24 protein-coding genes are annotated in these 20,497 nt (G+C 70.7%); 11 read left to right on the top strand and 13 right to left on the bottom strand.

The window, feature by feature from the left end:
- The first annotated feature begins 27 nt into the window (after window positions 1-27).
- Window positions 28-756, top strand: a complete 729-nt coding sequence (locus KIK09_RS11765) for an SAM-dependent methyltransferase (RefSeq protein ID WP_214318883.1) — start codon at window positions 28-30, stop codon at window positions 754-756.
- Here the strand turns inward: KIK09_RS11765 and KIK09_RS11760 are convergent.
- A complete protein-coding gene (locus KIK09_RS11760) occupies window positions 753-2,054 on the bottom strand; it encodes an LCP family protein (protein ID WP_308164033.1) in 1,302 nt (433 codons plus the stop codon). The two genes, KIK09_RS11765 and KIK09_RS11760, sit on opposite strands and share 4 nt — an antisense overlap.
- A gap of 200 nt (window positions 2,055-2,254) precedes the next feature.
- Between KIK09_RS11760 and KIK09_RS11755 the strand changes: the two genes are divergently transcribed.
- Window positions 2,255-3,019 carry a class I SAM-dependent methyltransferase gene (locus KIK09_RS11755; RefSeq protein WP_214318881.1) on the top strand — a complete coding sequence of 255 codons (765 nt, stop codon included), beginning with the start codon at window positions 2,255-2,257 and terminating at the stop codon, window positions 3,017-3,019.
- On the opposite strand, the gene KIK09_RS11750 is transcribed toward KIK09_RS11755, so the two are convergent.
- The 6 genes from KIK09_RS11750 to KIK09_RS11725 all read right to left on the bottom strand — a co-directional run bounded on the left by KIK09_RS11750 (window position 2,974) and on the right by KIK09_RS11725 (window position 8,305).
- Window positions 2,974-3,864 (bottom strand): NAD-dependent epimerase/dehydratase family protein, encoded by an 891-nt coding sequence (locus tag KIK09_RS11750; RefSeq protein ID WP_214318879.1) that lies wholly within the window; start codon window positions 3,862-3,864, stop codon window positions 2,974-2,976. The genes KIK09_RS11755 and KIK09_RS11750 overlap by 46 nt on opposite strands.
- Window positions 3,861-4,976 (bottom strand): cytochrome P450, encoded by a 1,116-nt coding sequence (locus KIK09_RS11745; protein WP_214318877.1) that lies wholly within the window; start codon window positions 4,974-4,976, stop codon window positions 3,861-3,863. Before KIK09_RS11745 ends, KIK09_RS11750 begins: the two co-directional genes overlap by 4 nt.
- The gene (locus tag KIK09_RS11740) at window positions 4,973-5,911 is read right to left on the bottom strand and encodes a 3-oxoacyl-ACP synthase III family protein (RefSeq protein WP_250572903.1); all 939 of its coding nucleotides are present in this window, start codon (window positions 5,909-5,911) and stop codon (window positions 4,973-4,975) included. Before KIK09_RS11740 ends, KIK09_RS11745 begins: the two co-directional genes overlap by 4 nt.
- Window positions 5,912-5,966: 55 nt before the next feature.
- The gene (locus KIK09_RS11735; RefSeq protein WP_214318873.1) at window positions 5,967-6,533 is read right to left on the bottom strand and encodes a thymidylate synthase family protein; all 567 of its coding nucleotides are present in this window, start codon (window positions 6,531-6,533) and stop codon (window positions 5,967-5,969) included.
- Window positions 6,534-6,584: 51 nt separating this feature from the next.
- Entirely contained in the window at window positions 6,585-7,247 is a 663-nt protein-coding gene (locus KIK09_RS11730; RefSeq protein WP_214318870.1) for a hypothetical protein, read from the bottom strand.
- An 86-nt stretch (window positions 7,248-7,333) separates the two neighbouring features.
- A complete protein-coding gene (locus KIK09_RS11725) occupies window positions 7,334-8,305 on the bottom strand; it encodes a polyprenyl synthetase family protein (RefSeq protein ID WP_214318868.1) in 972 nt (323 codons plus the stop codon).
- 171 nt (window positions 8,306-8,476) lie between these two features.
- Between KIK09_RS11725 and KIK09_RS11720 the strand changes: the two genes are divergently transcribed.
- Window positions 8,477-9,313, top strand: coding sequence for an alpha/beta hydrolase (locus KIK09_RS11720; protein WP_250572902.1), 837 nt, complete (start codon window positions 8,477-8,479; stop codon window positions 9,311-9,313).
- Window positions 9,314-9,847: 534 nt separating this feature from the next.
- Here the strand turns inward: KIK09_RS11720 and KIK09_RS11715 are convergent.
- Window positions 9,848-10,003 carry a DUF3073 domain-containing protein gene (locus tag KIK09_RS11715; RefSeq protein WP_214318864.1) on the bottom strand — a complete coding sequence of 52 codons (156 nt, stop codon included), beginning with the start codon at window positions 10,001-10,003 and terminating at the stop codon, window positions 9,848-9,850.
- Window positions 10,004-10,089: 86 nt separating this feature from the next.
- Here KIK09_RS11715 and KIK09_RS11710 point away from each other — a divergent pair, with 86 nt between their 5' ends.
- Window positions 10,090-10,428 (top strand): ArsR/SmtB family transcription factor, encoded by a 339-nt coding sequence (locus KIK09_RS11710; protein WP_214318862.1) that lies wholly within the window; start codon window positions 10,090-10,092, stop codon window positions 10,426-10,428.
- Window positions 10,429-10,432: 4 nt separating this feature from the next.
- On the opposite strand, the gene KIK09_RS11705 is transcribed toward KIK09_RS11710, so the two are convergent.
- Window positions 10,433-10,987: a hypothetical protein gene (locus tag KIK09_RS11705; protein WP_214318860.1), complete on the bottom strand. Its 555-nt coding sequence runs from the start codon at window positions 10,985-10,987 to the stop codon at window positions 10,433-10,435.
- A gap of 74 nt (window positions 10,988-11,061) precedes the next feature.
- Here KIK09_RS11705 and KIK09_RS11700 point away from each other — a divergent pair, with 74 nt between their 5' ends.
- The 3 genes from KIK09_RS11700 (at window position 11,062) to KIK09_RS11690 (ending at window position 13,456) form a co-directional block, all read left to right on the top strand.
- The gene (locus KIK09_RS11700) at window positions 11,062-11,574 is read left to right on the top strand and encodes a PadR family transcriptional regulator (protein WP_214318858.1); all 513 of its coding nucleotides are present in this window, start codon (window positions 11,062-11,064) and stop codon (window positions 11,572-11,574) included.
- Between the two features lie 9 nt (window positions 11,575-11,583).
- Window positions 11,584-12,462, top strand: a complete 879-nt coding sequence (locus KIK09_RS11695; protein WP_214318856.1) for a 1,4-dihydroxy-2-naphthoyl-CoA synthase — start codon at window positions 11,584-11,586, stop codon at window positions 12,460-12,462.
- A gap of 76 nt (window positions 12,463-12,538) precedes the next feature.
- A complete protein-coding gene (locus KIK09_RS11690) occupies window positions 12,539-13,456 on the top strand; it encodes an aminoglycoside phosphotransferase family protein (RefSeq protein ID WP_214318854.1) in 918 nt (305 codons plus the stop codon).
- Here the strand turns inward: KIK09_RS11690 and KIK09_RS11685 are convergent.
- Both KIK09_RS11685 and KIK09_RS11680 read right to left on the bottom strand, forming a co-directional pair.
- Entirely contained in the window at window positions 13,444-13,932 is a 489-nt protein-coding gene (locus tag KIK09_RS11685) for an HPP family protein (protein WP_214318852.1), read from the bottom strand. The genes KIK09_RS11690 and KIK09_RS11685 overlap by 13 nt on opposite strands.
- Window positions 13,933-13,949: 17 nt before the next feature.
- A complete protein-coding gene (locus KIK09_RS11680; RefSeq protein WP_214318850.1) occupies window positions 13,950-14,804 on the bottom strand; it encodes an alpha/beta fold hydrolase in 855 nt (284 codons plus the stop codon).
- A gap of 124 nt (window positions 14,805-14,928) precedes the next feature.
- On the opposite strand from KIK09_RS11680, the gene KIK09_RS59980 reads away from it, so the two are divergent.
- Window positions 14,929-15,405, top strand: coding sequence for a CGNR zinc finger domain-containing protein (locus tag KIK09_RS59980; protein ID WP_214318848.1), 477 nt, complete (start codon window positions 14,929-14,931; stop codon window positions 15,403-15,405).
- Here KIK09_RS59980 and KIK09_RS11670 read toward each other — a convergent pair.
- Window positions 15,383-16,303 (bottom strand): NADP-dependent oxidoreductase, encoded by a 921-nt coding sequence (locus KIK09_RS11670; RefSeq protein ID WP_214318840.1) that lies wholly within the window; start codon window positions 16,301-16,303, stop codon window positions 15,383-15,385. The two genes, KIK09_RS59980 and KIK09_RS11670, sit on opposite strands and share 23 nt — an antisense overlap.
- Window positions 16,304-16,405: 102 nt before the next feature.
- Between KIK09_RS11670 and KIK09_RS11665 the strand changes: the two genes are divergently transcribed.
- Complete coding sequence (locus tag KIK09_RS11665; RefSeq protein ID WP_214318838.1) at window positions 16,406-16,918, top strand: DUF1269 domain-containing protein; 513 nt, start codon at window positions 16,406-16,408, stop codon at window positions 16,916-16,918.
- A gap of 67 nt (window positions 16,919-16,985) precedes the next feature.
- Here KIK09_RS11665 and KIK09_RS11660 read toward each other — a convergent pair whose 3' ends face one another.
- Window positions 16,986-17,633: a hypothetical protein gene (locus tag KIK09_RS11660; RefSeq protein ID WP_214318836.1), complete on the bottom strand. Its 648-nt coding sequence runs from the start codon at window positions 17,631-17,633 to the stop codon at window positions 16,986-16,988.
- Between the two features lie 141 nt (window positions 17,634-17,774).
- On the opposite strand from KIK09_RS11660, the gene KIK09_RS59975 reads away from it, so the two are divergent.
- Both KIK09_RS59975 and KIK09_RS11650 read left to right on the top strand, forming a co-directional pair.
- Entirely contained in the window at window positions 17,775-19,814 is a 2,040-nt protein-coding gene (locus KIK09_RS59975; RefSeq protein ID WP_214318834.1) for a sensor histidine kinase, read from the top strand.
- Complete coding sequence (locus tag KIK09_RS11650) at window positions 19,807-20,475, top strand: response regulator transcription factor (RefSeq protein ID WP_250572901.1); 669 nt, start codon at window positions 19,807-19,809, stop codon at window positions 20,473-20,475. Before KIK09_RS59975 ends, KIK09_RS11650 begins: the two co-directional genes overlap by 8 nt.
- Window positions 20,476-20,497: the final 22 nt, after the last annotated feature.

Genomic DNA, 20,497 nt, shown 5'->3' with positions numbered 1-20,497 from the left:
CCGCTGATCGAGCCCTAGCCTGAGCCGATGGAACGACAGCTGATCAGCCATCTGGCTCACACCGACCACCCCATCGCCGCGCCCATCAGCGAGGCCAGCCTCGACAGGCTGCTGCGCAGGGCCAAGCTCGCCCCGGGCGCGCGGGTCCTCGACCTCGGCTGCGGCGAGGCCTTCTGGAGCGTGCGCCTGCTCGAGCTGTACGGCGAGGCCACCGCCGACGGCGTGGACCTCTCCGACGCCGGCTTCGCCGACGCCAGGCGCCACGCAGAGCGGGCAGGGGTGGCGGACCGGCTGTCGCTGCACCACGGGTCGGCCACGGAGTTCGCACCCGCGCAACCGTACGACCTGGTTTTGTGCGTGGGCGCGACGCACGCCTTCGGCGGGCTGACCGCCACGCTCAAGGCAGTGCGCGGGCTGCTGCGGCCGGGCGGGCTGGCCGTGGTGGGCGAGGGGTTCTGGGAACGGCCGCCTGGCGAGCGGCTCGAGACGGAGATCGGGGAGTACCCCGACCTGCCGGGCACGGTGGCCCAGGCCGAGGCGGCGGGCCTGCGCACCGTCTACGCCCACGTGAGCGAGCTCGCAGAGTGGGACGACTACGAGTGGTCGTGGACGGGCTCGCTCATCGACTGGGCAACGCGGAACCCAGGTGCCGACGGCGAGGCGGCCATGGCCGCCGCGCTCGAGCACCGGGAGATGTGGCTGGAGGGCTATCGCGGCCTCCTCGGCTTCGTGACGTTGCTGCTGCGTGTGGTTTAACCGCATGTGTTGTCCAAGGCGATCGGGGCGTCCATGCTCGGCACGGGCGCGTGATGGGTCTTCGGGGCGGTGGCCGTCTTGTTGGCCGGGCGCTGCGCCAGGGCCTGCGCGACCCGGTGCCTGATCAGCGCCCAGTCCGGGTAGGCGGTGTTGATCAGCGGCGGCACGAAGCTGAGGCTGCGGATCCTGGTGTCCTTGACCTTCTGCGACAGCTCCACCAGGGCCGGCAGCAGGTTCTGCGGGATGTCGGTGCTGATCGCCCGCTTGGTGGCCGTGGCGAGCTTTTCGAACCTGTTGAGCACCATCATCGGGTCGGCCTGCTTGGCGACCGCGTTGAGCAGGCACTTCTGGCGGCCCATCCGCACGTAGTCGTCGCTGTCGGTGCGCGAGCGGCCGAACCACAGCGCCTGCTCGCCCGTCAGCCGGCGGGTGCCGGCCGGCAGCAGGCCCTCGCGGTACTTGCCGTAGACGATGGGCTCCTTGATGGTGACCTTCACGCCGCCCATCGCGTCGACGATGTCGGCGAAGCCCGCCATGTCGACCATGGCGTAGTAGTTCACCGGGATGCCGAGGATGTCGGAGATCGTGGCCTTGAGCAGCTTGGGGCCGCGCTGGCCCTTGTGCAGGCCGGGCTCCATCTCCGGGTGGTCCTCGGCGTACTGGAAGATCTCGTTCAGCAGGCCGGGCGTGTAGGTCGACTCGCCGGAGAAGCCGAAGGGGAAGCGCTGCCTGGCGGGGCTGCCGGGCGGGAACTGCACGTGCTCGAGGTTGCGGGGCAGTCCGAACAGCGTGGTGGCACCCGTGGCGGTGTCGACGCTGGCCACGGTCATGCTGTCGGTGCGCACGCCGGGCCTGCTGGGTGCGGCGTCAGCGCCGATGAGCAGGAAGTTGACGCGCTCCTGGCCGTTCCACGGGTCCAGGGCGACGATCGGCGAGGGGCTGGTGAACAGGGTGTTGACCACGTCGCGCGAGACGTAGGCCAGGCGGGCGGCGTAGGCGGCGGGGGCCACCACGAGCCCGCACAGGCAGATGGCCAGCGAGGTGGTCACCGTACGGCCGGCGATGTGCGTGTCGGTGGGCCGGACGAGCAGGTAGGACCAGATGATGACGGAGATCCAGGCGAGCGCGACGGCGGCCAGCGCGATGATGAGGGCGGTGAGCCAGCCGGGCTGGACGGCCAGGGTGAGCAGCGTGGTCCCGAACCCGCCGACGGCGGTGATGATCACCGCGAGCAGCGCCACGTAGATTCCCATGAGCGTGATGCCGATCCGGTGGCGTCCCGTCGCCACGTGTGCCACGCCCCACAGGAGGGCCGATCCGAGCGTCAGTGCGGCGCTCGCAACGGGTCCGAAACCGCGCTCATTACCTGTCATCCCTGGTCAACCCCCGTTACGGACATATTCAACCCAGGTTAGTAACGGTTTGTGATTGATCGGCTACCAGCTGGGGATGTGTCGTACCAATTCCCGGCAAGCCCTTCTTGAGATATAACGTGAGTGTGAACGATCGACGTGGAAGCTACGGGTTCGACGCTCCCGGGGCGCTCGCCGGCTTGCTCATCGTGGCGGCCGTCCTCCTGGCCCTGATGGCGGTCTCGTTCGCGTTCGACATCCCCGCGGCGGGCGTCGCGTTCCTCATCGGAGGGGTATATACCCTGCTCAGCGCCCTGAGCTACCTCTACACGACGCGGCGGGGGAAGTTCGCGGTGTGGGCGGGGGAACTGGAGCGGCTCGAGGGCGAGGAGCACCTGCTCGATCTGGGCTGCGGCCGCGGCGCGGTGCTCCTGCTGGCGGCCAAGCGGCTGCCCAAGGGCAGGGCGACGGGACTGGACCTGTGGCGCACCCAGGACCAGTCGGGTAACGACGAGAACGTGACCAGGGCCAACGCCGCGAAGGAGGGCGTGGCCGACCGGGTCGAGCTGGTGACGGGAGACATGCGCGAGCAGCCGTTCACCGACGGCGAGTTCGACGTGGTCGTCTCCAGCCTGGCCATCCACAACATCCCCGACCCGGCCGACCGGGTCAGGGCCGTCGCCGAGGCGCACCGGGTGCTACGGCCCGGCGGCCTGATGCTGATCGCGGACTTCCGCCACACGCCCGACTACGAGGAGACCCTGCGCGAGCTCGGCGTGACCGACGTGCGCCTGCGCGACCTCGGCTGGCGCTTCTGGTACGGCGGGCCGTGGTTCAAGACCGTCATGCTGGAGGCGCGCAAGCCTCACCAGGCCGAGGCGCCCGAGAAGGACGTGGCCGCCGGCGAGTAGCCGAGCCGCTGCGTGGCGGCGGTGATGTCCAGCGTCCGCTCCACGGCCAGATGCCCCACGGCGTACCTGGTCAGCCTGGGGGTGCGCGAGAACGTCTCCGACAGCGCGGCGACGGCGTGCGCCAGCCGGGCGGGCAGGTACAGCGGCGTCGCGTCGATGCCGCGCTCGCGCAGGATCTGCCTGAGCGCGTCGTCCAGGACGACGGGCTCGGCGTCGGTGACGTTGTAGACGCCGATCGGCGCCTCGACGGCCAGCAGGCAGGCCTGGACCAGGTTGCCGATCGAGGTCAGGCTGACGCGCTGCCTGCCGTCGCCCACGGCGACCAGCCTCGACCCCCTGACCGACTCCAGGACGCGGGGCAGCAGCGTGGTGTCGCCGGGACCGTAGACCGCGTGCGGCCGCAGGATCACCGCCTTGCCCATGACGGCCAGCTCCGCCGCCGCCTTGGAGGCGCCGTAGGCGTTGACGTAGCGGGACACCGGGGCCTCGTCCTCGCGGGCCATCACCGTCGGCCTGCGCGGGTCGTAGACGCTGGCCGTGCTCACGTGCACGAACCGCGCCCCGGGGAAGGCGGCCAGCGCGGCCCGGGTGCCCGCCAGGTTGGCCTGCCAGATCTCCCGCGGCGGCCCCCAGTCGGTGACGCTGCCCGCGCAGTGGATCACCGCGTCCAGCTCCAGCGCGGGCGGCCGGTCACGGGTCAGATCCCACGAGGTGTACGGCACGCCGGGCATGGCAGGGATGCTCGCCCTCCTGCCGAACCCGTGGACCTGCCAGCCCCTGGCCGCGGCCGCCAGGCACACCGCGCGGCCCACGAACCCGGACGCCCCGGTCACCCCGACCCTCACGCGGCCCTGACCCACAGCTGCTCGTAGGTCGGCAGCAGCACGCCGCGGGCCGCGCGCCTGGACACCACCCGGACCCGGTGCCGCAGCACGGTCGCGGCGACCGCCCTGATCTCGGCCGTCGCCAGCGGGTAGCCGATGCAGAAGTGCGGCCCCGCGCCGAACCACAGCCGTCGCCACTCAGGTGGATGCCGCCGCTGCAGGTCGAAGGACCCGTGCACGCAGTTGTGCGTGACGATCACCACGCGGTCTCCCGGCCGGACCCGCAGCCGCCCCACCTCGGCCGGTGCGGCGACCGAGCGGAGCATCACCGGCGTCGGCGTGGTCATCCGCAGGCACTCCTCGATCGCGCTGTCCAGATCGGCGCCGAGCGCGTCGTGGTCGTGCAGCAGGGCGACCAGCCGGGGCACGAGCGTGGCCACGGTCTCGGTGCCGGTCAGGAAGAACGCCCCCGCCGCGCCCCTGGCCTCGGCCGCCGACAGGCCCAGCTCCCGCATCCGGCCCATGACCGTGGCGGGGTCGCCGGCCTCGTAGGCGGCCTGGGCGATGTCGCCGATCCCGTCGAGCACGCGCCGTGCCACGTTCACCTGGCGCGGGTTCAGCCGCCGGGTGCGCAGCGAGACCATCGACACCACCCGCTCGCCGTCTGCGAACAGCTGCCTGGCCCGCGACTCCGACACCTCGCCCAGGCCGACGACGCGGCAGATCACCGCACCGGCCAGCAGCCGCATCTCCTCCACGAGGTCCACCGTGGCGCCCTTGGCCAGCCGTACGTCGAGTCTGTCCAGCGGGGCGGCCAGCACGTCGTCGACCAGCGCGGCGGCCGAGGCGGGGGTGAACAGCGGCGCGAGCTTGGCGCGCAGCGCCGCGTGGGCCTCGCCCTCCATGTTGAGCAGCACCGACGGGCCGAGCACCGGCGTCCACAGATCGCCGGGCGAGCCCGGGCCGTCCTTGCGGAAGCGCGGATCCATCAGCACCCGCCGCGCGGTCGCCGCGTCGTTGACCACCACGCCGAGCCCCGGCACCCGCACCACGGGGCCGAGCCGGGCCAGCAGCCGCATCAGCGGGTAGGCGAACGGGTGCGCGGCCAGGTAGAGGCGGGTCTCGGCGTTCACAGGTCGGCCAGCACGATGCCGAGGCTGATCCCGCCGCCTAGACCGAGCATGGCCACCCTGTCGCCCCGCGATGCCCCGGCGAGCTGCAGCGGCAGCGAGGCCGAGGCGCAGTTGCCGTGCTCGGGCAGCGTCAGCACCAGCCGTTCCTCCGGCAGGTCCAGCGCGCTCGCCAGGACCTTCAGGTACGGCACGGCCACCTGGTGCACGGCGATCACGTCGAAGTCGTCCCAGGTGAGCCCGGTGCGCTTGAGCGCCCGCAGGAACAGGTCGGGCCCGACCAGCTCGAAGGCCTCCTTCAGGCGGCGGCCGTCGCCGCGGAAGTAGGAGTACTCCGGATCGCGCGGATGCTGGGACCCGCCGCCGGGCAGCGTCCCGATCGCCCACGCCGTGGATTCCGCCGAGAACTCGCGATAGAAGATGCCGGTGCGGGGATCGGCCTCGATCAGCACGGCCGCGCCCGCGTCCGACAGCGTGTACCCGGCGAAGGAGTCGACGAACTGCGCCCGGTCGCGCACCCGCCACCTGATGGCCCGCGACGGCGTCTCCCCGCCGCACACCAGCACCCGCCGGTACTGGCCCGACACGATCAGCGCCTCGGCCACCTGGATCCCGTTGAGCAGGCTGTTGCAGGCGTTCTTGACGTCGAAGACCGGGCACGACAGGCCCAGCTTGGCCGCCACGATGTGCGCGGTGGCAGGCTCGACCATGTCCTGGGAGGCCGAGGCGAAGATCAGCAGGTCCACGTCCTTCCGCATACCGCGCGCGGCCGCGACGGCCAGGTCGGAGGCCTGCTGGTCGGCGCGGGCGACGTGCCTGCGGCGGATGCCGGTCATGCGCTCCACGATGCCGCGCGGCGGACGGTAGCCCTCGACGCGCCGCTCGACCTCCTCGCTGGTCAGCACGTCCTCGGGCAGATAGGTGGATATATCGGTCATGCGCGCCTTCACGACTGGCAAACTAACCGCCCGACCTTGCAGAACAGTTGACGGCTCACAGGAGCCGGGGCAGCGCGGGCCGCATGACCATCAGCGCCGGTGCGACGTCCGCCAGGTAGAGATGGGGAACGTCCACGAACACGCGCATCGGGCCGCGGCCCAGGCCGAGATTCCGCGCCATCCCGGCCTGGACGTCCGCGAGCGGCACATAGTTCAGGTAGCTGGTGAAGGCGTTCTGCGAGCGGAAGGCGGCGGTCATGGCCAGCCGGCCGTCCCTGATCCTGAACGCCAGCCCCGCCAGGCAGGGCACGCCGTCGTAGGCCTCGCCCGGCCCGGTCAGCGAGATCCAGGCGCTCTTGCTGTACGGCTTGGCGGCCAGCAGGTCCGTCGCCCACTGCAACTGGCCCTTGATGCGCGCCCCGTAGCTGTACTTGAACGGGGGCACGATCGTGTCCTGGGTGAACTTCATGCCGTACAGGGCCAGCTTGGCGGCGTCGCCGTACTGCTCGATGATCGGATCATCGCGACGGACCTCGGCGATCTCGAACAGCGCCGGCGGCGCCTCGATCACCGGGCCACGGTCGTCGTCCGCGGGCACGCCGGTCTCCCAGACATGCCGCATCAACCAGATCCACGCCTCCCCACATGACGCCCATTGCGATGGGCCGGGCATTTAGGTCTCCAGATTCGGGAAGTCGTACGGGTTGTGAGGCATCCGGCGCCGCCTGGTCACGTTGCAGCGCACGTAGTAGATCGCGTAGTGCACCATCGCCACCAGCAGGATGCTGAGCAGCAGCAGGGGCAGGTTCGGCACCTGCTTGGCCAGGCCCGTGACGCCGATGGTCAGGTAGGTCGAGTTGACCAGCGCGAGCATCATGACGTTGATGCCCGGCCAGGTCAGCGGCGCGTAGGTCTCGGGGAAGCGGGGGTCGACCGGGAGGTTCGGGCTCCAGTCGAGCTCGTCCTTGAGCCTGCTGGAGTACAGCAGGCGGAAGTTGTTGATCGCTCTGGCGGTCCTGGCGTGCGCGTTGACCGCCTCGATCAGCCGTAAGAACGGCAGGACGCTGAGCAGTCCGAACGCGGTGACCAGCGCGAACAGGTACCACGGAATCCGCTCCCAGGCCGTCAGCTGGGCCGGATCGATCACCTTGGCGCTGGCCAGGGCGATCGCCGCCAGGAACGGTCCAGACAGCAGGCTCATCGCGAGCCTGGTCATCTTCAGGCGCTCTTCCTTGGCGGCCAGATGGACCGCGTAGATCCCGGTGAAATCGACCGCTGTCAGCTGAAGGAAGTGCGTCGCGTCCAGCGGGACCAGCGAGGGGGATGACTTCCGCATGAGCGTGCTCCTGGGTGGTCTTGACTCCAGTATGAGCACGCTTCCTGGGATTTGACTCTGATTCCTGCCAATTGTTCCAACAAATCTCAACTGGCCATCGTCAGTTCCATCGCGTGGTCGATGTAGGCGGTCGGCAGGCCGTACAGGACGCGGGCGATCTCCTCGTCGTGGATCACCGGGAGCGCGGCGACCGCGTCGGCTGCCAGGCCTCGACAGTACTCCAGTGTGGTGGCCGTCATCCGGCTGGCGCGCAGGCGTTCGAGCACCTCGGTCACCTGCTCGTCTGTCATGCCGGGGCCAAGCAGGTGCCGCACGTCGGCGTCGGACAGCAGTAACGGCAGGCTGTAGACGCCCTGGCGCAGGTCGTTGCCGGCGGGCTTGCCCAGCGTCCGGCTGCTGGCCGTCAGGTCGAGCAGGTCGTCGAGGATCTGGAAGATCAACCCGAACCGCTCGCCGTAGGCGGCCATCCTGGCCCTGTCCTCCGGCGAGGCGTGCGCGCACACGGCCGCCACCAGGCAACTCGCCCTGAACAGCGCGGCCGTCTTGCCGGTGATCGACCTGATCGCGCTCTCCCTGGTACGGCGGGCGTCGTAGAGATCGTTGGTCTCCTGGAACTGTCCCTCGGCCAGCTCCACCGCGGTGGCGGCGAGCACCTCGGCGACCGGCCTCGACACCGCCGTGATCGCCGCCAGGGCCGCCCTGGCCAGCATGAAGTCTCCGATCACCAGCGCCTTGCCCGCCCCGAGCTCGGCGTTGAGCGTCGCGGTGCCGCGGCGCTGCCTGGCGCCGTCCATCAGGTCGTCGTGGATCAGCGAACCGGCATGGATCATCTCGACACACGCCGCCGCGGTGATCACCCTGCGATCCGGGCTCTTCCCCAGCGCCAGCGACGCGGCCAGCGTCATCGCGGGCCGCAGCCGCTTGCCTCCCGCGGTGATGATCCGCCCGGCGCCATCATTGATCCCCGCCAACTCCGACGACCCACCCAACCGCCGAATCCTCGTCTCGACCTTCCGCAGGCCCTGGGCGATCGCGGGCGTTTGAACAAGTTCAATCATGCGTCCAGCTTGACCCCAACTCGCTGTGCCCCGCCTGAGAAACCCTGAGAAACCTCTCAGATCCCCACGTCCCACCCCCAACCCCCCTCACCTCCGCCCGCTTGACCTCCGCCCGCTTGACCCAGGCCGAGGCGGGAGAGGGAAGTGGGGGCGTGCCTAGGATGGGCGGCTATGAGTGTTCCGGATTTGGGGGAACTGCGGCGTGGGGTGATTGAGCGCCGGGCGTTGCGGCCCAAGGGGCCTGAGGTCGTGCGGGTTGAGGATGTCGAGGGGCCGGGTGGGGTGCGGCTGCGGCATTATTTTCCCGCTGAGGAGCGGCGGCCTCTGGTGGTGTTCCTGCACGGTGGGGCGTTCGTGATCTGCGATCTCGACTCCCACGATCGGCTGTGTCGGCGGATCGCGGTGGCTTGTGGGGTTGAGGTGTTGGCCGTGGATTACCGGCTGGCGCCTGAGCATCCGTATCCGGCGGCGATCGACGATGCCGTGGCGGTGTTGCGGTGGGCTCGGCCCGTTGGGGTGGCCGGGGACAGTGCGGGTGGGTATCTGGCCACGATGGCGTGCCTGCGGTTGTGGGACGCGGGTGAGGCGGTGCCTGCCGTACAGATCCTGATGTGTCCGAACACGGATCTGACGTTGTCGGGGGGCAGCGTGCGGGAGAAGGGGGCCGGCTACTCGCTGGACGCCGACTTCCTGGAGTGGGCGGTGCGGCAGTGGGTGCCCGATGACGGGCTGCGGGGGGATCCGGTGGTGAGCCCGTTGCGGGTGCCGGATCTGCGTGGGATGCCCGCCACGGTCCTCGTCACCGCCGAGCACGACGCGCTGCGGGACGAGGGTGACGCCTACGCCGAACGCCTGGCGGAGGCCGGTGTCCGGGTCCTCCATCGCCGGGAGCTCGGGCTGGAGCACGGCTTCGTCCAGAACAACGACCCCGACTCCAACGCCGCCACCGACCGCCTCCTCACCGACGCCCACACCCTCCTGTCCGAGGCCCTCAACCCCCACCCCTGACCCACGCGTACGCGTCGTCCACCCGACCGCATCGTGCGCCCGATCACGTGGTCCACGCGATCGCGTCGTCCACGCGACCGCATCGTCGGCAGGCCTGCATTGTCCACAGGGCTGCATCGGCCCCAGGGCTTCAGCATCGGACCGTCCCGGGCATCGGACCGTCCCGGGCGTTCGGCTGGCCGAAGCATGCGGTGGCCCAGGCATCCGGTCGTCCAGGCAGCTGAGCGGTGTCTGGGCGTGTGGTGGTGCGGTGATCGCCGGCGTGCCCCGTGAGGGTGGGGCGGTTTTGGGGCATGGCTCTGCTGGCGGTGTGGCTCTTGGTGGTTGGTCGTCGGTCCTGTGGGGGGATTGCGACGACCTTGTCACCCCGTGTTCGCCTCATCCGCGCCGTCACGTTCACATGCGCCGTGACGGCGGGCAACAGTCCCCGACTCGCCGGGTTCGCCGGGCGCGGGTCCTCAGCCGGAGTACGGCGGGCGGCCGGTGGGTGGCCTGCCGTACAGGAGATGAGTGCCCCGCGGCGATGCCGGCGAGTTAGCGCTCGGGCTCCTGGTCGGAGGTGGTTGACTCATCGTGGGAAGAGTCGGCGGTGAGCTCCTCGCGCAACCGCTCGTAGTCGATGTTGTGGTTGGCGTACTTCAGCTCGCGAGCGACCTTTGTCTGCTTCGCCTTAGCTCTTCCTCGACCCATGGCTTCTCCCTAGTCCCCGGGGTCATCCTATCCAACGACATTGCGACTTGAAGAATTATGCAACTGCGCTGGATTACCCTGGCGGTATGCCCGTCCCGCTCTATCAGGCCAAGGCCGATTTCTTCAGGACGCTCGGCCACCCAGCACGGATCAGGGTGCTGGAGCTTCTCCAGGAGGAGGGACCGCTGCCGGTGCGGGATCTTCTCACCCGCATCGACATCGAGGCCTCGAGCCTTTCGCAGCAGCTGGCCGTACTGCGCAGAGCGGGGGTCGTGATCGCCAGCCGGGAGGGGAGCACGGTCGTGTACGCGCTGGCCACGCCGGAGCTGGCGGAGCTCATGGGTGCGGCCCGCCGCATCCTGACCGAGATGCTCGCCGATCAGGGCGAGCTGCTCGCGGAGCTGCGGGCCGAGGCCACCGGGTGATCTGTCAGACGCCGGCGCGGGCCCTGACGACCTTCGGGTAGCGGATGGTGAACACGGCCGGGGCCACGAACGTGATCACCTTGATCGCGATGACCAGCGTGGTGGCGTGCGGCGCCAGGTTGAGCACCACCGTCAGCGCCGCGGCGGCGACGGTGAAGGAGGCCGCCCAGACGGTCGTGATGATGGCGTTGACCCGGTAGAACATCGGCTGGTTGTGCACCTCGGGCGGCGTCATGGTGCGTGCGATGCCCAGGGTGAAGGGCTTGCGGATGGCCAGCGAGCCCCACGCGGTGCCCGCGAGCCAGACGTTGACCAGGGCCGGGCCGTACGGCGTGAGCGCCGAGTGCGGGTCGATCAGCGAGAGCACGGTCAGGCAGGCGAAGAACACGGCGGCGCTCGACTCGATCACCATCTCGTCCCAGGCCCTGCCCTGGAACTTGTCGCGCACGACCAGGGCGATCGCGGTGACGAGGCCGACGATCGCACCCCAGCGCCACTCGTCGCTCGTGGCGATGATCGCGTAGACGATCCAGGGGGCGAATCCCAGAAGACCAGGCATCTCCGGCTCCTTCACATTCCTATGTAGACATGTCGAAAGTAGAACCTCCGAGGGAGATATGTCAACATAGGAATATGAGTCTTCGACACGCGGTACTCGGACTGCTGTCCGAGCGGCCCGCAAGCGGCTACGACCTTCTGAAGATGTTCGACGTCTCGCTGACCAACGTCTGGCCGGCCACGCAGAGCCAGCTCTACGCCGAGCTCGGCAAGCTGGCCGACGCCGGGCTGGTGAGTGTGGCGGCCGAGGGCCCGCGGGGCCGCAAGGAGTACGCGATCACCGAGGAGGGCCGTGCCGAGCTGCGCCACTGGCTGACCGAGGTGGAGCCTACCGCGGTCACCAGGAGCGACATGCTGCTGAGGGTCTTCTTCCTGTCTCAGGTCGACCCCGAGGAGGCCCGCGCCTACCTGCGGCGTCGCGCCGAGTACGTCGGCAAGATGCTGGAGCACCTGGAGGGCATCAAGCCGTTCGTGGAAAGCGGCAACGACAACCTGTCGGTCTACGGCAGGCTCGCGCTGGAGTACGGCCTGCGGCTCGGCCGGGTACAGCGGGAATGGGCCGAATGGGCGGAGAGCCAGATCCATTAGGCTCTGGCCATGGTCTCCGAACTTTTCGACCCCAAGGCGTGGCAGGCGGTTGAGGGCTTCGACTTCACCGACATCACCTACCATCGCGCGGTCGACCAGGGCACGGTGCGCATCGCGTTCAACCGGCCGGAGGTCCGCAACGCCTTCAGGCCGCAGACGGTCGACGAGCTCTACCGCGCGATGGACCACGCCAGGCAGACCACCGACGTCGGCTGCGTGCTGCTGACCGGCAACGGTCCCTCGCCCAAGGACGGCGGCTGGGCCTTCTGCTCCGGCGGCGATCAGCGCATCCGCGGCAAGGACGGCTACCAGTACGCCGACGGCACCAAGGCGACGGGCCGCCTGCACATCCTGGAGGTGCAGCGGCTGATCCGCTTCATGCCGAAGGTGGTCATCTGCGTGGTGCCGGGCTGGGCCGCGGGCGGCGGTCACAGCCTGCACGTGGTCTCCGACCTCACGCTGGCCAGCGCCGAGCACGCGCGCTTCAAGCAGACCGACGCCGACGTGGCCAGCTTCGACGGCGGCTTCGGGTCGGCCTACCTGGCCCGCCAGGTGGGGCAGAAGTTCGCCAGGGAGATCTTCTTCCTCGGCGAGGAGTACTCGGCGGCTGACGCCCACCGCATGGGCATGGTCAACGCGGTCGTGCCGCACGCCGAGCTGGAGGCCACGGCCCTGGAGTGGGCTCGCAAGATCAACGGCAAGTCGCCCACGGCCCAGCGCATGCTGAAGTACGCCTTCAACATGATCGACGACGGGCTCGTCGGGCAGCAGGTCTTCGCCGGTGAGGCCACCCGGCTGGCCTACATGACCGACGAGGCCGCCGAGGGCCGCGACGCCTTCCTGGAGAAACGGGCGCCCGACTGGTCGCCGTTCCCCTGGCACTATTGACGCTTCCCTTGCGTACGGCGGGCCCGTGCCCCGCCGTGGCTCCCCTGCCGTCCGTATCAAGACCTAAGGGGAGATCATGAGAGAGATTGTCGTGCCCGCGGCTTTGACCGCGAACCACATTCAGCAGCAGGGAGAGGCCGGACGCGCCTGGTCGGCGGGGTTGCCCGCGCTGGCGGAGCGCTACCTGGAGGAGTGGGGGCTGCGCCTGGACGGCGAGCCCGCGCACGGTTTCGTGTCGCTGGTGCTGCCGGTCGTGCGCGAGGACGGCACCGGGGCGGCGCTGAAGCTGCAGCCGGTGACGGACGAGAACGCGACCGAGGCGCCCGGGCTGCGCGCCTGGGCGGGCGACGGGTCCGTGCTGCTGCTGGAGGAGGATCCGTCGACCGGGACGCTGCTGTTGGAACGGCTGGAGGCCGGGCGTTCGCTGTCGGCGGTGGCCGACGACGCGAAGGCGCTGTCGATCCTGGCCGACCTGCTGGCCCGGCTGGTGGCGGTGCCCGCGCCCGCGGGGATGCGCCGGCTGGGCGACATCGCGCAGGAGATGCTGGACGACGTGCCCGCGGCGGTGGCCCAGCTGCCCGACGGGCGCTACCGGTACTGGCTCGAGGTGTTCGCCGGGGCCGTCCGGGAGCTGGTGGGGGAGCCGGGTGACCGGTTGCTGCACTGGGACCTGCACTACGACAACGTGCTGGCCGCGGGCAGGGAGCCGTGGCTGGCCATCGATCCCAAGCCGCTGGCCGGGGATCCGGGCTTCGACCTGTGGCCCGCGCTGCACAACCGGTGGGAGGACGTGACGGCCACCGGGGACGTGCGGCGCGGCGTGCTGCGGCGCTTCGACCTGATGGTGGAACGGCTGGGGCTGGATCCGGCCCGGGCCGCCGGGTGGACGCTGGGCCGGCTGCTGCAGAACGGGCTGTGGAACCTCAAGGACGGCGAGCCGTTCCTGGACGAGGAGCAGCTCGCCATCGCCGAGGCCATCCGTCACCGCCAGTAGGTGGGGTAGCGGTGGCCGGGGAGGACCCGGCCGAGGACCACGCCGCCGGCGATGACGACGGCGCTGGCGGTCAGGACCGGTGAGAGCAGGTAGATCGGGGCGGGGGCCGTCAGGCCGATCAACGCGGCCGTGGCCCCCGCCGGCGGATGCGGCGCCCGCAGCAGCAGCATCGGCGCCGTGGACAGCGCGGCCGCCACCGCGGCCGTCCACAGCGACGGGCCCGTCAGCGCGGTGATCGCGAGGGCGAGCGCGGCGGCGCTCGCGTGGCCGAGCAGGATGCTGCGCGGCTGCGCGAACGGCGCCGTCGGTGCGGCCGCCACCAGGCCGGCGGTGGCCGCGAACGGCAGGGCGAACAGCGCGAGCCCGGTCAGGCTGGTGACGCCCGCGAGCAGGAGTAAGCCCACCAGCGCCGCCAGGGTCGCCTTGAGCACCACGTGCATGGGCACCCGCGCCGGTGCCTTCGACCTCTCGGACATGAGATTCTCCACTCTCGTCAGTCGGACAGGCCGCGCAGGAAGTCGCGGATGAGGGCGGCGCTCTGCTCGAGCCGGGTGGTCAGCGGGAAGTGCCCGGCGTCGAGGAGCTGGATCCGGGCGTCGGGCAGGTCGCGGGCGTAGGCTCTGGCGCCGTCCGGGCCGAAGATCTCGTCGCCGCGTCCCCAGAGGGCCAGCAGCGGCGGCCGGTGCGTGCGCAGGTACTCCTGCCAGGCCGGGTACTGCGGCGGGTTCGTGCCGTAGTCCAGGAACAGGGCCAGCTGGATCTCCTGGTTGCCGGGCCGGTCGAGCAGCGTCTGGTCGTGCAGCTCGAGCGAGGGGTCCACCAGCTCGGCGTCGGGCACGCCGTGGGTGTACTGCCAGTGGGTGGCCTGCCTGGTCAGCAGGCCGCGCAGGGCGTCGCCGTGCTCCTTGGACGGGTCGGCCCAGTACTTCCTGATCGGGTCCCAGAAGGGCGTCAGCCCCTCTTCGTAGGCGTTGCCGTTCTGGCTGACGATCCCGGTGATGCGCTCGGGGTGGCGGAGGGCGAGCCGGAACCCGACGGGCGCGCCGTAATCGTGCACGTAGATCGCGTAGCGGGTGACCCCGATCCGGTCGAGCAGCGCGTCCACCACGTCGGCAAGGCGGTCGAAGGTGTAGGTGAAATCCTCCGGCGCCGCACTGTGCCCGAAACCTGGATAGTCGGGCGCGATCAGGTGGAACTCACCGGCCAGCTCCCTGATCAACCCCTGGTACGCGATGGACGACGTCGGGAAACCGTGGAGCAGCACGAGCGCCGGGGCCGACGGATCGCCGGCCTCCCGGTAGAACACGTCAACCCCGTCGATCTCCACGGTGCGATGGCGAATGCTCACGGCAAACCTCTCATTAACCAGTCAAATCAGTTTTGCTGGTTAAGTGATAGCATGGTGATCTGTAACCAGTCAAATCGGTTTGAGGGGTTAAGTGGTGAGAAGTCGGCCGCTACGTGGTGAGCCGGTGGCGCTCGACCTGGTCGACACCGTGTGGATGGACCAGGGGGCGCTCGCCGACCAGTTCGACGACCTGGAAGGCGTGCGGGCCTGGCTGGCCGATCACGACCTGCCGGGCGCCGACGACCTGGAACGGGTGCGCGACCGGCTGGTCGAGACCAGGAACGCGCTGCGCGCGCTGCTGTCCGACGGCCGCAGGGAGGGGCTGGAGGCCGTGCTGGAACACGGCAGCCGCCGCCCCCGGCTCGATGACGCGGACCTGGTGATCGTGGACGATCCCGCGTGGCATGCGGCCTGGGTGGCGGCGGCCGAGTTCGTGCATGTGTACGGCGAGCGGCCCGAGCGGGTCCGCAAGTGCGCCAACCCGCACTGCGTGCTGTGGTTTCTGGACGTGAGCAAGAACGGCAGCCGCCGCTGGTGCCGCATGGACGCCTGCGGCAACCGGGCCAAGGTGGGCCGGTTCAACCAGCGGCAGCGATCGTGATGACGATCTTGCCGCGGCCGTGGCCCGTCTCGATCTCGCGGTGCGCGTCGGCGGCCTGCTCCAGCGGGAACGCGCGGCGGATCGGGAAGGCGAAGGCACCCTCGGCGTACAACCGGGCGTAGCGGCCGAGCCGCTCGGCCGTCCGCACGCCCTGCGTGAGCTTGACGCCCAGCTCGGCGGCCTTGCCGTGCTCGACGAGCGTGAGGATGCGCTCGCGGTCCTTGACCAGTTCGAGCGACACCTGGAGCGCGTGACCGCCCGCGCCGTCGAGCGCGGCGTCCACGCCGCCGGGCGCGAGCGTGCGGACGCGGTCGGCCAGCCCGTCGCCGTAGACGACCGGGATCGCGCCGAGCTCGCGCAGGTACTCGTGGTTCTCCTCGCGCGCCGTGCCGATCACGGTGGCGCCTCGCATCCTGGCGATCTGCACGGCCGCGGTGCCCACCGAGCCCGCGGCGGCGTGGATCAGCACTGTGTCGCCCTCGCCCACGCCCAGCCCGTCCAACGCGATCTCCGCGGTCTGCACGCCCGCGGTCAGCCCGCCCGCCACCTCCCACGGCACGCCGGCGGGCTTGGCCGCCACGTCGGTCGCGGGCACCACCACGTACTCGGCGTACGCGCCGAGCTGGGTGAACCCGAGCACCTCCGCGCCCGGCGACACGCCGGTGACGTCCTCGCCAACCTGGTCGACCACTCCGGCGAACTCGTTGCCCGGGATCCGCGGCAGCTCCTTCGAGACGCCCGGCGGCGTCCACCCCGCCCGCACCGCGGCGTCGTAGGGCTGCACCCCGGCCGCCCTCACGCGGACCCGCACCTGGCCAGGGCCCGCCTGCGGCGCCTCCAGCTCCATGACCCGGAGAACCTCCGGCCCGCCGAACTCCGAAAACGCCGCTGCCTTCATGAAATTTCCACTCATGGTGCTCAAGTGTGGGACCTCAAGCATGGTTGAGGTCAAGCGGGACTTAGTATGGGCGCGACTACCAAACGTAGCATCGGGGGAACCATGAGTAATCTCATCGTGATCGCCTACCCGGACGTCGCCACCGCGAGCGCCGTCCGTGACCGGCTCTTCCAGCTCCAGAAGGAGAACCTCATCACGCTCGAGGACGCCGCCGTCGTCGAGCGCACCCAGGACGGCAAGATCAAGCTCCACCAGGCCAGGAGCACCGCCGGCATCGGCGCGGCCGGCGGCGCGCTCTGGGGCGGCCTCATCGGCCTGATCTTCTTCATGCCGCTGCTCGGCATGGCGCTCGGCGCCGCCGCGGGCGCCGCGGGGGGCGCGCTCACGGACGTCGGCGTCAACGACGACTTCATGAAGGACCTCGGCGCCAAGCTGACGCCCGGCACGGCGGCCCTGTTCCTGCTCGTCGTCAAGAGCACGCCCGACAAGGTCATCCCGCAGGTCGAAGAGTTCGGCGGCGAGATACTCAAGACCTCACTCAGCAGCGAGGACGAGGCCCACCTCAAGCAGGCGTTCGCGGAGGTACGCGCCTCCCGTGCCGCCACGCCCTCCTGAGCAAGGTTTCACGTAAAACACTGCCCGCCGTACCGTCTGACAGGCGGTACGGCGAGCCTCAGGTGGATCATCGCTCGACAGCCAGCTCAGGGCGCACGGCCATGAGCACGCCGAGGGCGGCGTAGCCGACGATCAGGTGGAGGCCGCCGACCCAGTTGGAGACCGAGTCGCCGAGCAGGAGGAAGCTGGGCACCGTCACCACGGCCCAGCTCTCGGCGATCAGCGGCCACCACCGCAGCGTCCCGCGCCAGCGTCCGGCCACGGCGAGCTTGATCGCGATGACCATCATGCCCAGCATGGACAGCGGCCAGAAGACGTCGAGGATCATCAGCGGTCCGTCCTGGGCGGGCTCGGGCAGGACGCCGTGCAGGAGGGACCACACGCTGGCCAGCCCGAGCAGCACGAGCTCGACCTTGAGCATGATCCTGGAGGCTCGCGACGTCCCCGTGGCCTGTGTCCGGATCTGCACGGCCAGCAGGGCGAAGACACCGAGCTGGAAGAGCAGACCGGTCAGGTCGCCGACCCGCCCGCCGAACCCCTGGGCCTGGCTGCCGTAGACGAAGATGCTCGCCGCCCAGGCGAGCGTGCCCGCGCTCAGCGCGAGTCCGAGCCTGCGTACGGTGGCCGGCGCGATCGGCGCCCTGCCGCCGGCGGGCAGGTCGGCGGGTACGTCGGTACGGGCCCTGGCCGGGCTGGTGCTGAACTTCGCGTCCATGAGGGTGATTCCTTTCCCGAGAGGATGTCGTGGGAACAGGCTCCCGGCGGGGCGCCCCGGGCAGGCAGAGCCGCATGTCCCGAGGTGAAAGGGACCCCTGTCCCGGGACAGGGGGACGCGGCGTCGGGTGTAATGCATGCCGTGACAAGAACCGGACGTATCGGACTCCCAGCGCTGGTGGCCGTCGCGCTGGCCATCGCGACCGCCACGGTGCTGCTCGACCTGCGCACCGCGGGCGTGCGGGTCCCGGCGACGTCGGAGCTGGAGCCGGGCTGGTCGTCGGCGTTCACCGGGCTGGCGATGCTCGTGCCGGGCGCGCTGCTGCTGCGCAGGCTGCCGCGCCATCCCGTGGCCTGGGTGCTGACCGCGTTCGGGTTGTTGTGGTTGCTTGACGGGCTCGCGTTGAGCTGGGCGACTCTCGCCGTGTATGTGTCGCCGGGGCTGCCGGGAGGCGCGGCGGCCTTCTGGTTCTGCTCGCGCTTCGGAGCGTCGCTGCTGCTGGGGCTGCCGCTGCTGATCCTGCTGTTCCCCGACGGGCGGCTGCCGTCGGGGCGGGTGTGGCGCGGCCTGTCGGTGACGAGCCTCGTGCTGACCGGTCTGCTCACCGCCGTGCTGGTGACTGCGCCCTCGCAGGTGATGGAGCGCTATCACGGACAGGTGCTGCCGCCGGAGATCGCCCGGCTGGGGCTCGATCCGGTGTCCGTCGCGCTGCCGTACGCCTTCTGGGAGCCGGTGCTCGCGCTCGCGTACGCGTCCGTCCTGGTGAGCCTGGTGGTGCCGTTCGCGGTGATGGTGCGCAGGTACGTGATCGCCGACGCGGAGCGGCGGGCCCAGATCAGGTGGCTGATGTGGGCGGCGCTGATCGACATGGTGGTGTTCCTGCTGCCGTTGTCGATGTCGCCTCAGGTTCCGGCGGTGCTGCTGGTGCTGGCCACCGCGTTCACCGCGGCGGCCGTGGTGGTGGCGGTTGCCAGGTACCGGCTCTACGACATCGACAGGCTGCTGTCGGCCACCGTGGCCTACGCCGTGCTCGCGGCGCTGGTGGTGCTGGTGGACGTGGCGGTGTTCACGCTGGCGGGCAGCCTGCTCGGCGAGCGGGAATCGGCGCTGGCCGCTATCGCCATCGTCGCCGTGCTGTACGCGCCGCTGCGGACGTGGCTGTGGCGGCTGGTACGGCGGCTGGTGCGCGGCTCCAGGGACGACCCCTACGCCGCGGTCTCGACGCTGGCCGAGCGGCTGGAGCTGGCGACCGATCCGGACGAGCAACTGCTCGCGGTCGCCACGACGCTGGCCGAGGCGTTCCGGCTGCCCTACGTCCGGGTGGAGATCGAACGACCGGGCGGCGAACGCTCGGCGGTCGAGTACGGCTCGCCGCGAGGCCCCGCGGTCTCGCTGCAGGTCGCCTACCGCGGCGAGGTCGTGGGACGGCTGGTGCTGTGCCGCGCGGACCTGACCGAACGCGACCAGCGGCTGCTCGGCGATCTCGTACGGCAGGCCGCCGCCGCGGCCCGGGCCAGCGAGCTGAGCAGCGACCTGCAGCGCATCCGCGCCCGGCTCGTCCTGGCCCGCGAGGAGGAGCGGCGCAGGCTCCGCAGGGACCTGCACGACGGACTCGGCCCCAGCCTGGGCGCGGTGGCGCTGCGCATCGAGGCGGCGCGCAACCTGGCGCCGTCCGCGCCGGAGCAGGCCGATCGCATTCTGGAGCAGACGGCCGCCGAGGTCAGCGGCGTGCTCGCGGATGTGCGCAGGCTGGTGCACGACCTGCGGCCGCCCGCCCTCGACGAGCTGGGCGTGCTGGGCGCGATCGCGCAGCAGGCGGACCGGTTCCGCTCGCCCTCTCTGGAGGTCAGGCTCACCGGCGACGGCGCGCTGGACACCCTGCCCGCGGCGGTCGAGGTGGCGGCCTACCGTATCGTGTCCGAGGCGCTGGCCAACGTGGCCAGGCACTCGGGCGCGGCACGCTGCGACATCACGCTGAGCGCGCGGGAGGGGAGGCTCGAGGTGACGGTACGCGACGACGGCACGGGCATCGGGCCCGAGGTGACGGCCGGAGTCGGCATGATCTCGCTGCGGGAACGCGCGGCCGAGCTGGGCGGCGACTGTCAGGTGACCCGCCCGCCCGACGGCGGGACCCTGGTGTCCGCCCGGCTGCCGATGTCGATGGAGGCGGCCGTTGTCTAGCGGCGACGAGGTGATCCGGGTGCTGCTGGCCGACGACCACCCGGTCTACCGGGACGGGCTCGCCCTGCTGCTCGGCTCGATCCCGGGCATCGAGGTGGCCGGTACCGCCGCGGACGGCGAGGAGGCGGTCGAGCGCGCCGCCGACCTGCAGCCCGACGTGGTCGTGATGGACGTGCGCATGCCGGGACTCGACGGCATCGAGGCCACCAGGCGCATCGTCGGCGACAGCCCGCACGTCGCGGTGGTCGTGCTGACCATGTCGGAGGAGGACGCCACGCTGTTCGCCGCGATGCGCGCGGGAGCTCGGGGCTATCTGCTCAAGGGCGCCAACCAGGCGGAGATCGTCCGCGCGATCACCGCGGTGGCGCACGGCGAGGCGATCTTCGGCCCCGCCATGGCACGCCGGGTCGCCGAGTTCTTCCAGGCCACTGCCACGGTCGCGAACGATCCTGTGTTCCCGCAGCTGTCGCCGCGCGAGCGGGAGATACTCGCGCTGGTGGCGGCCGGGCGCTCGAACGCGCAGATCGCCTCGGCCCTGTTCCTGTCGCCGAAGACGGTGCGCAACAACGTCTCCAACATCTTCGCCAAGCTGCACGTGGCCGACCGGGCCGAGGCGATCGTCAGGGCACGGGAGGCGGGGCTCGGGCGCACAGCGGGATGAGATGGGCGTTTACGGGTCGTCG

It is taken from the genome of Nonomuraea sediminis (assembly GCF_018531495.1).
Taxonomy (GTDB): domain Bacteria; phylum Actinomycetota; class Actinomycetes; order Streptosporangiales; family Streptosporangiaceae; genus Nonomuraea; species Nonomuraea sediminis.
Note: the sequence above shows the minus strand (reverse complement) of the source record. Positions and strands in the feature narration are given on the sequence as shown.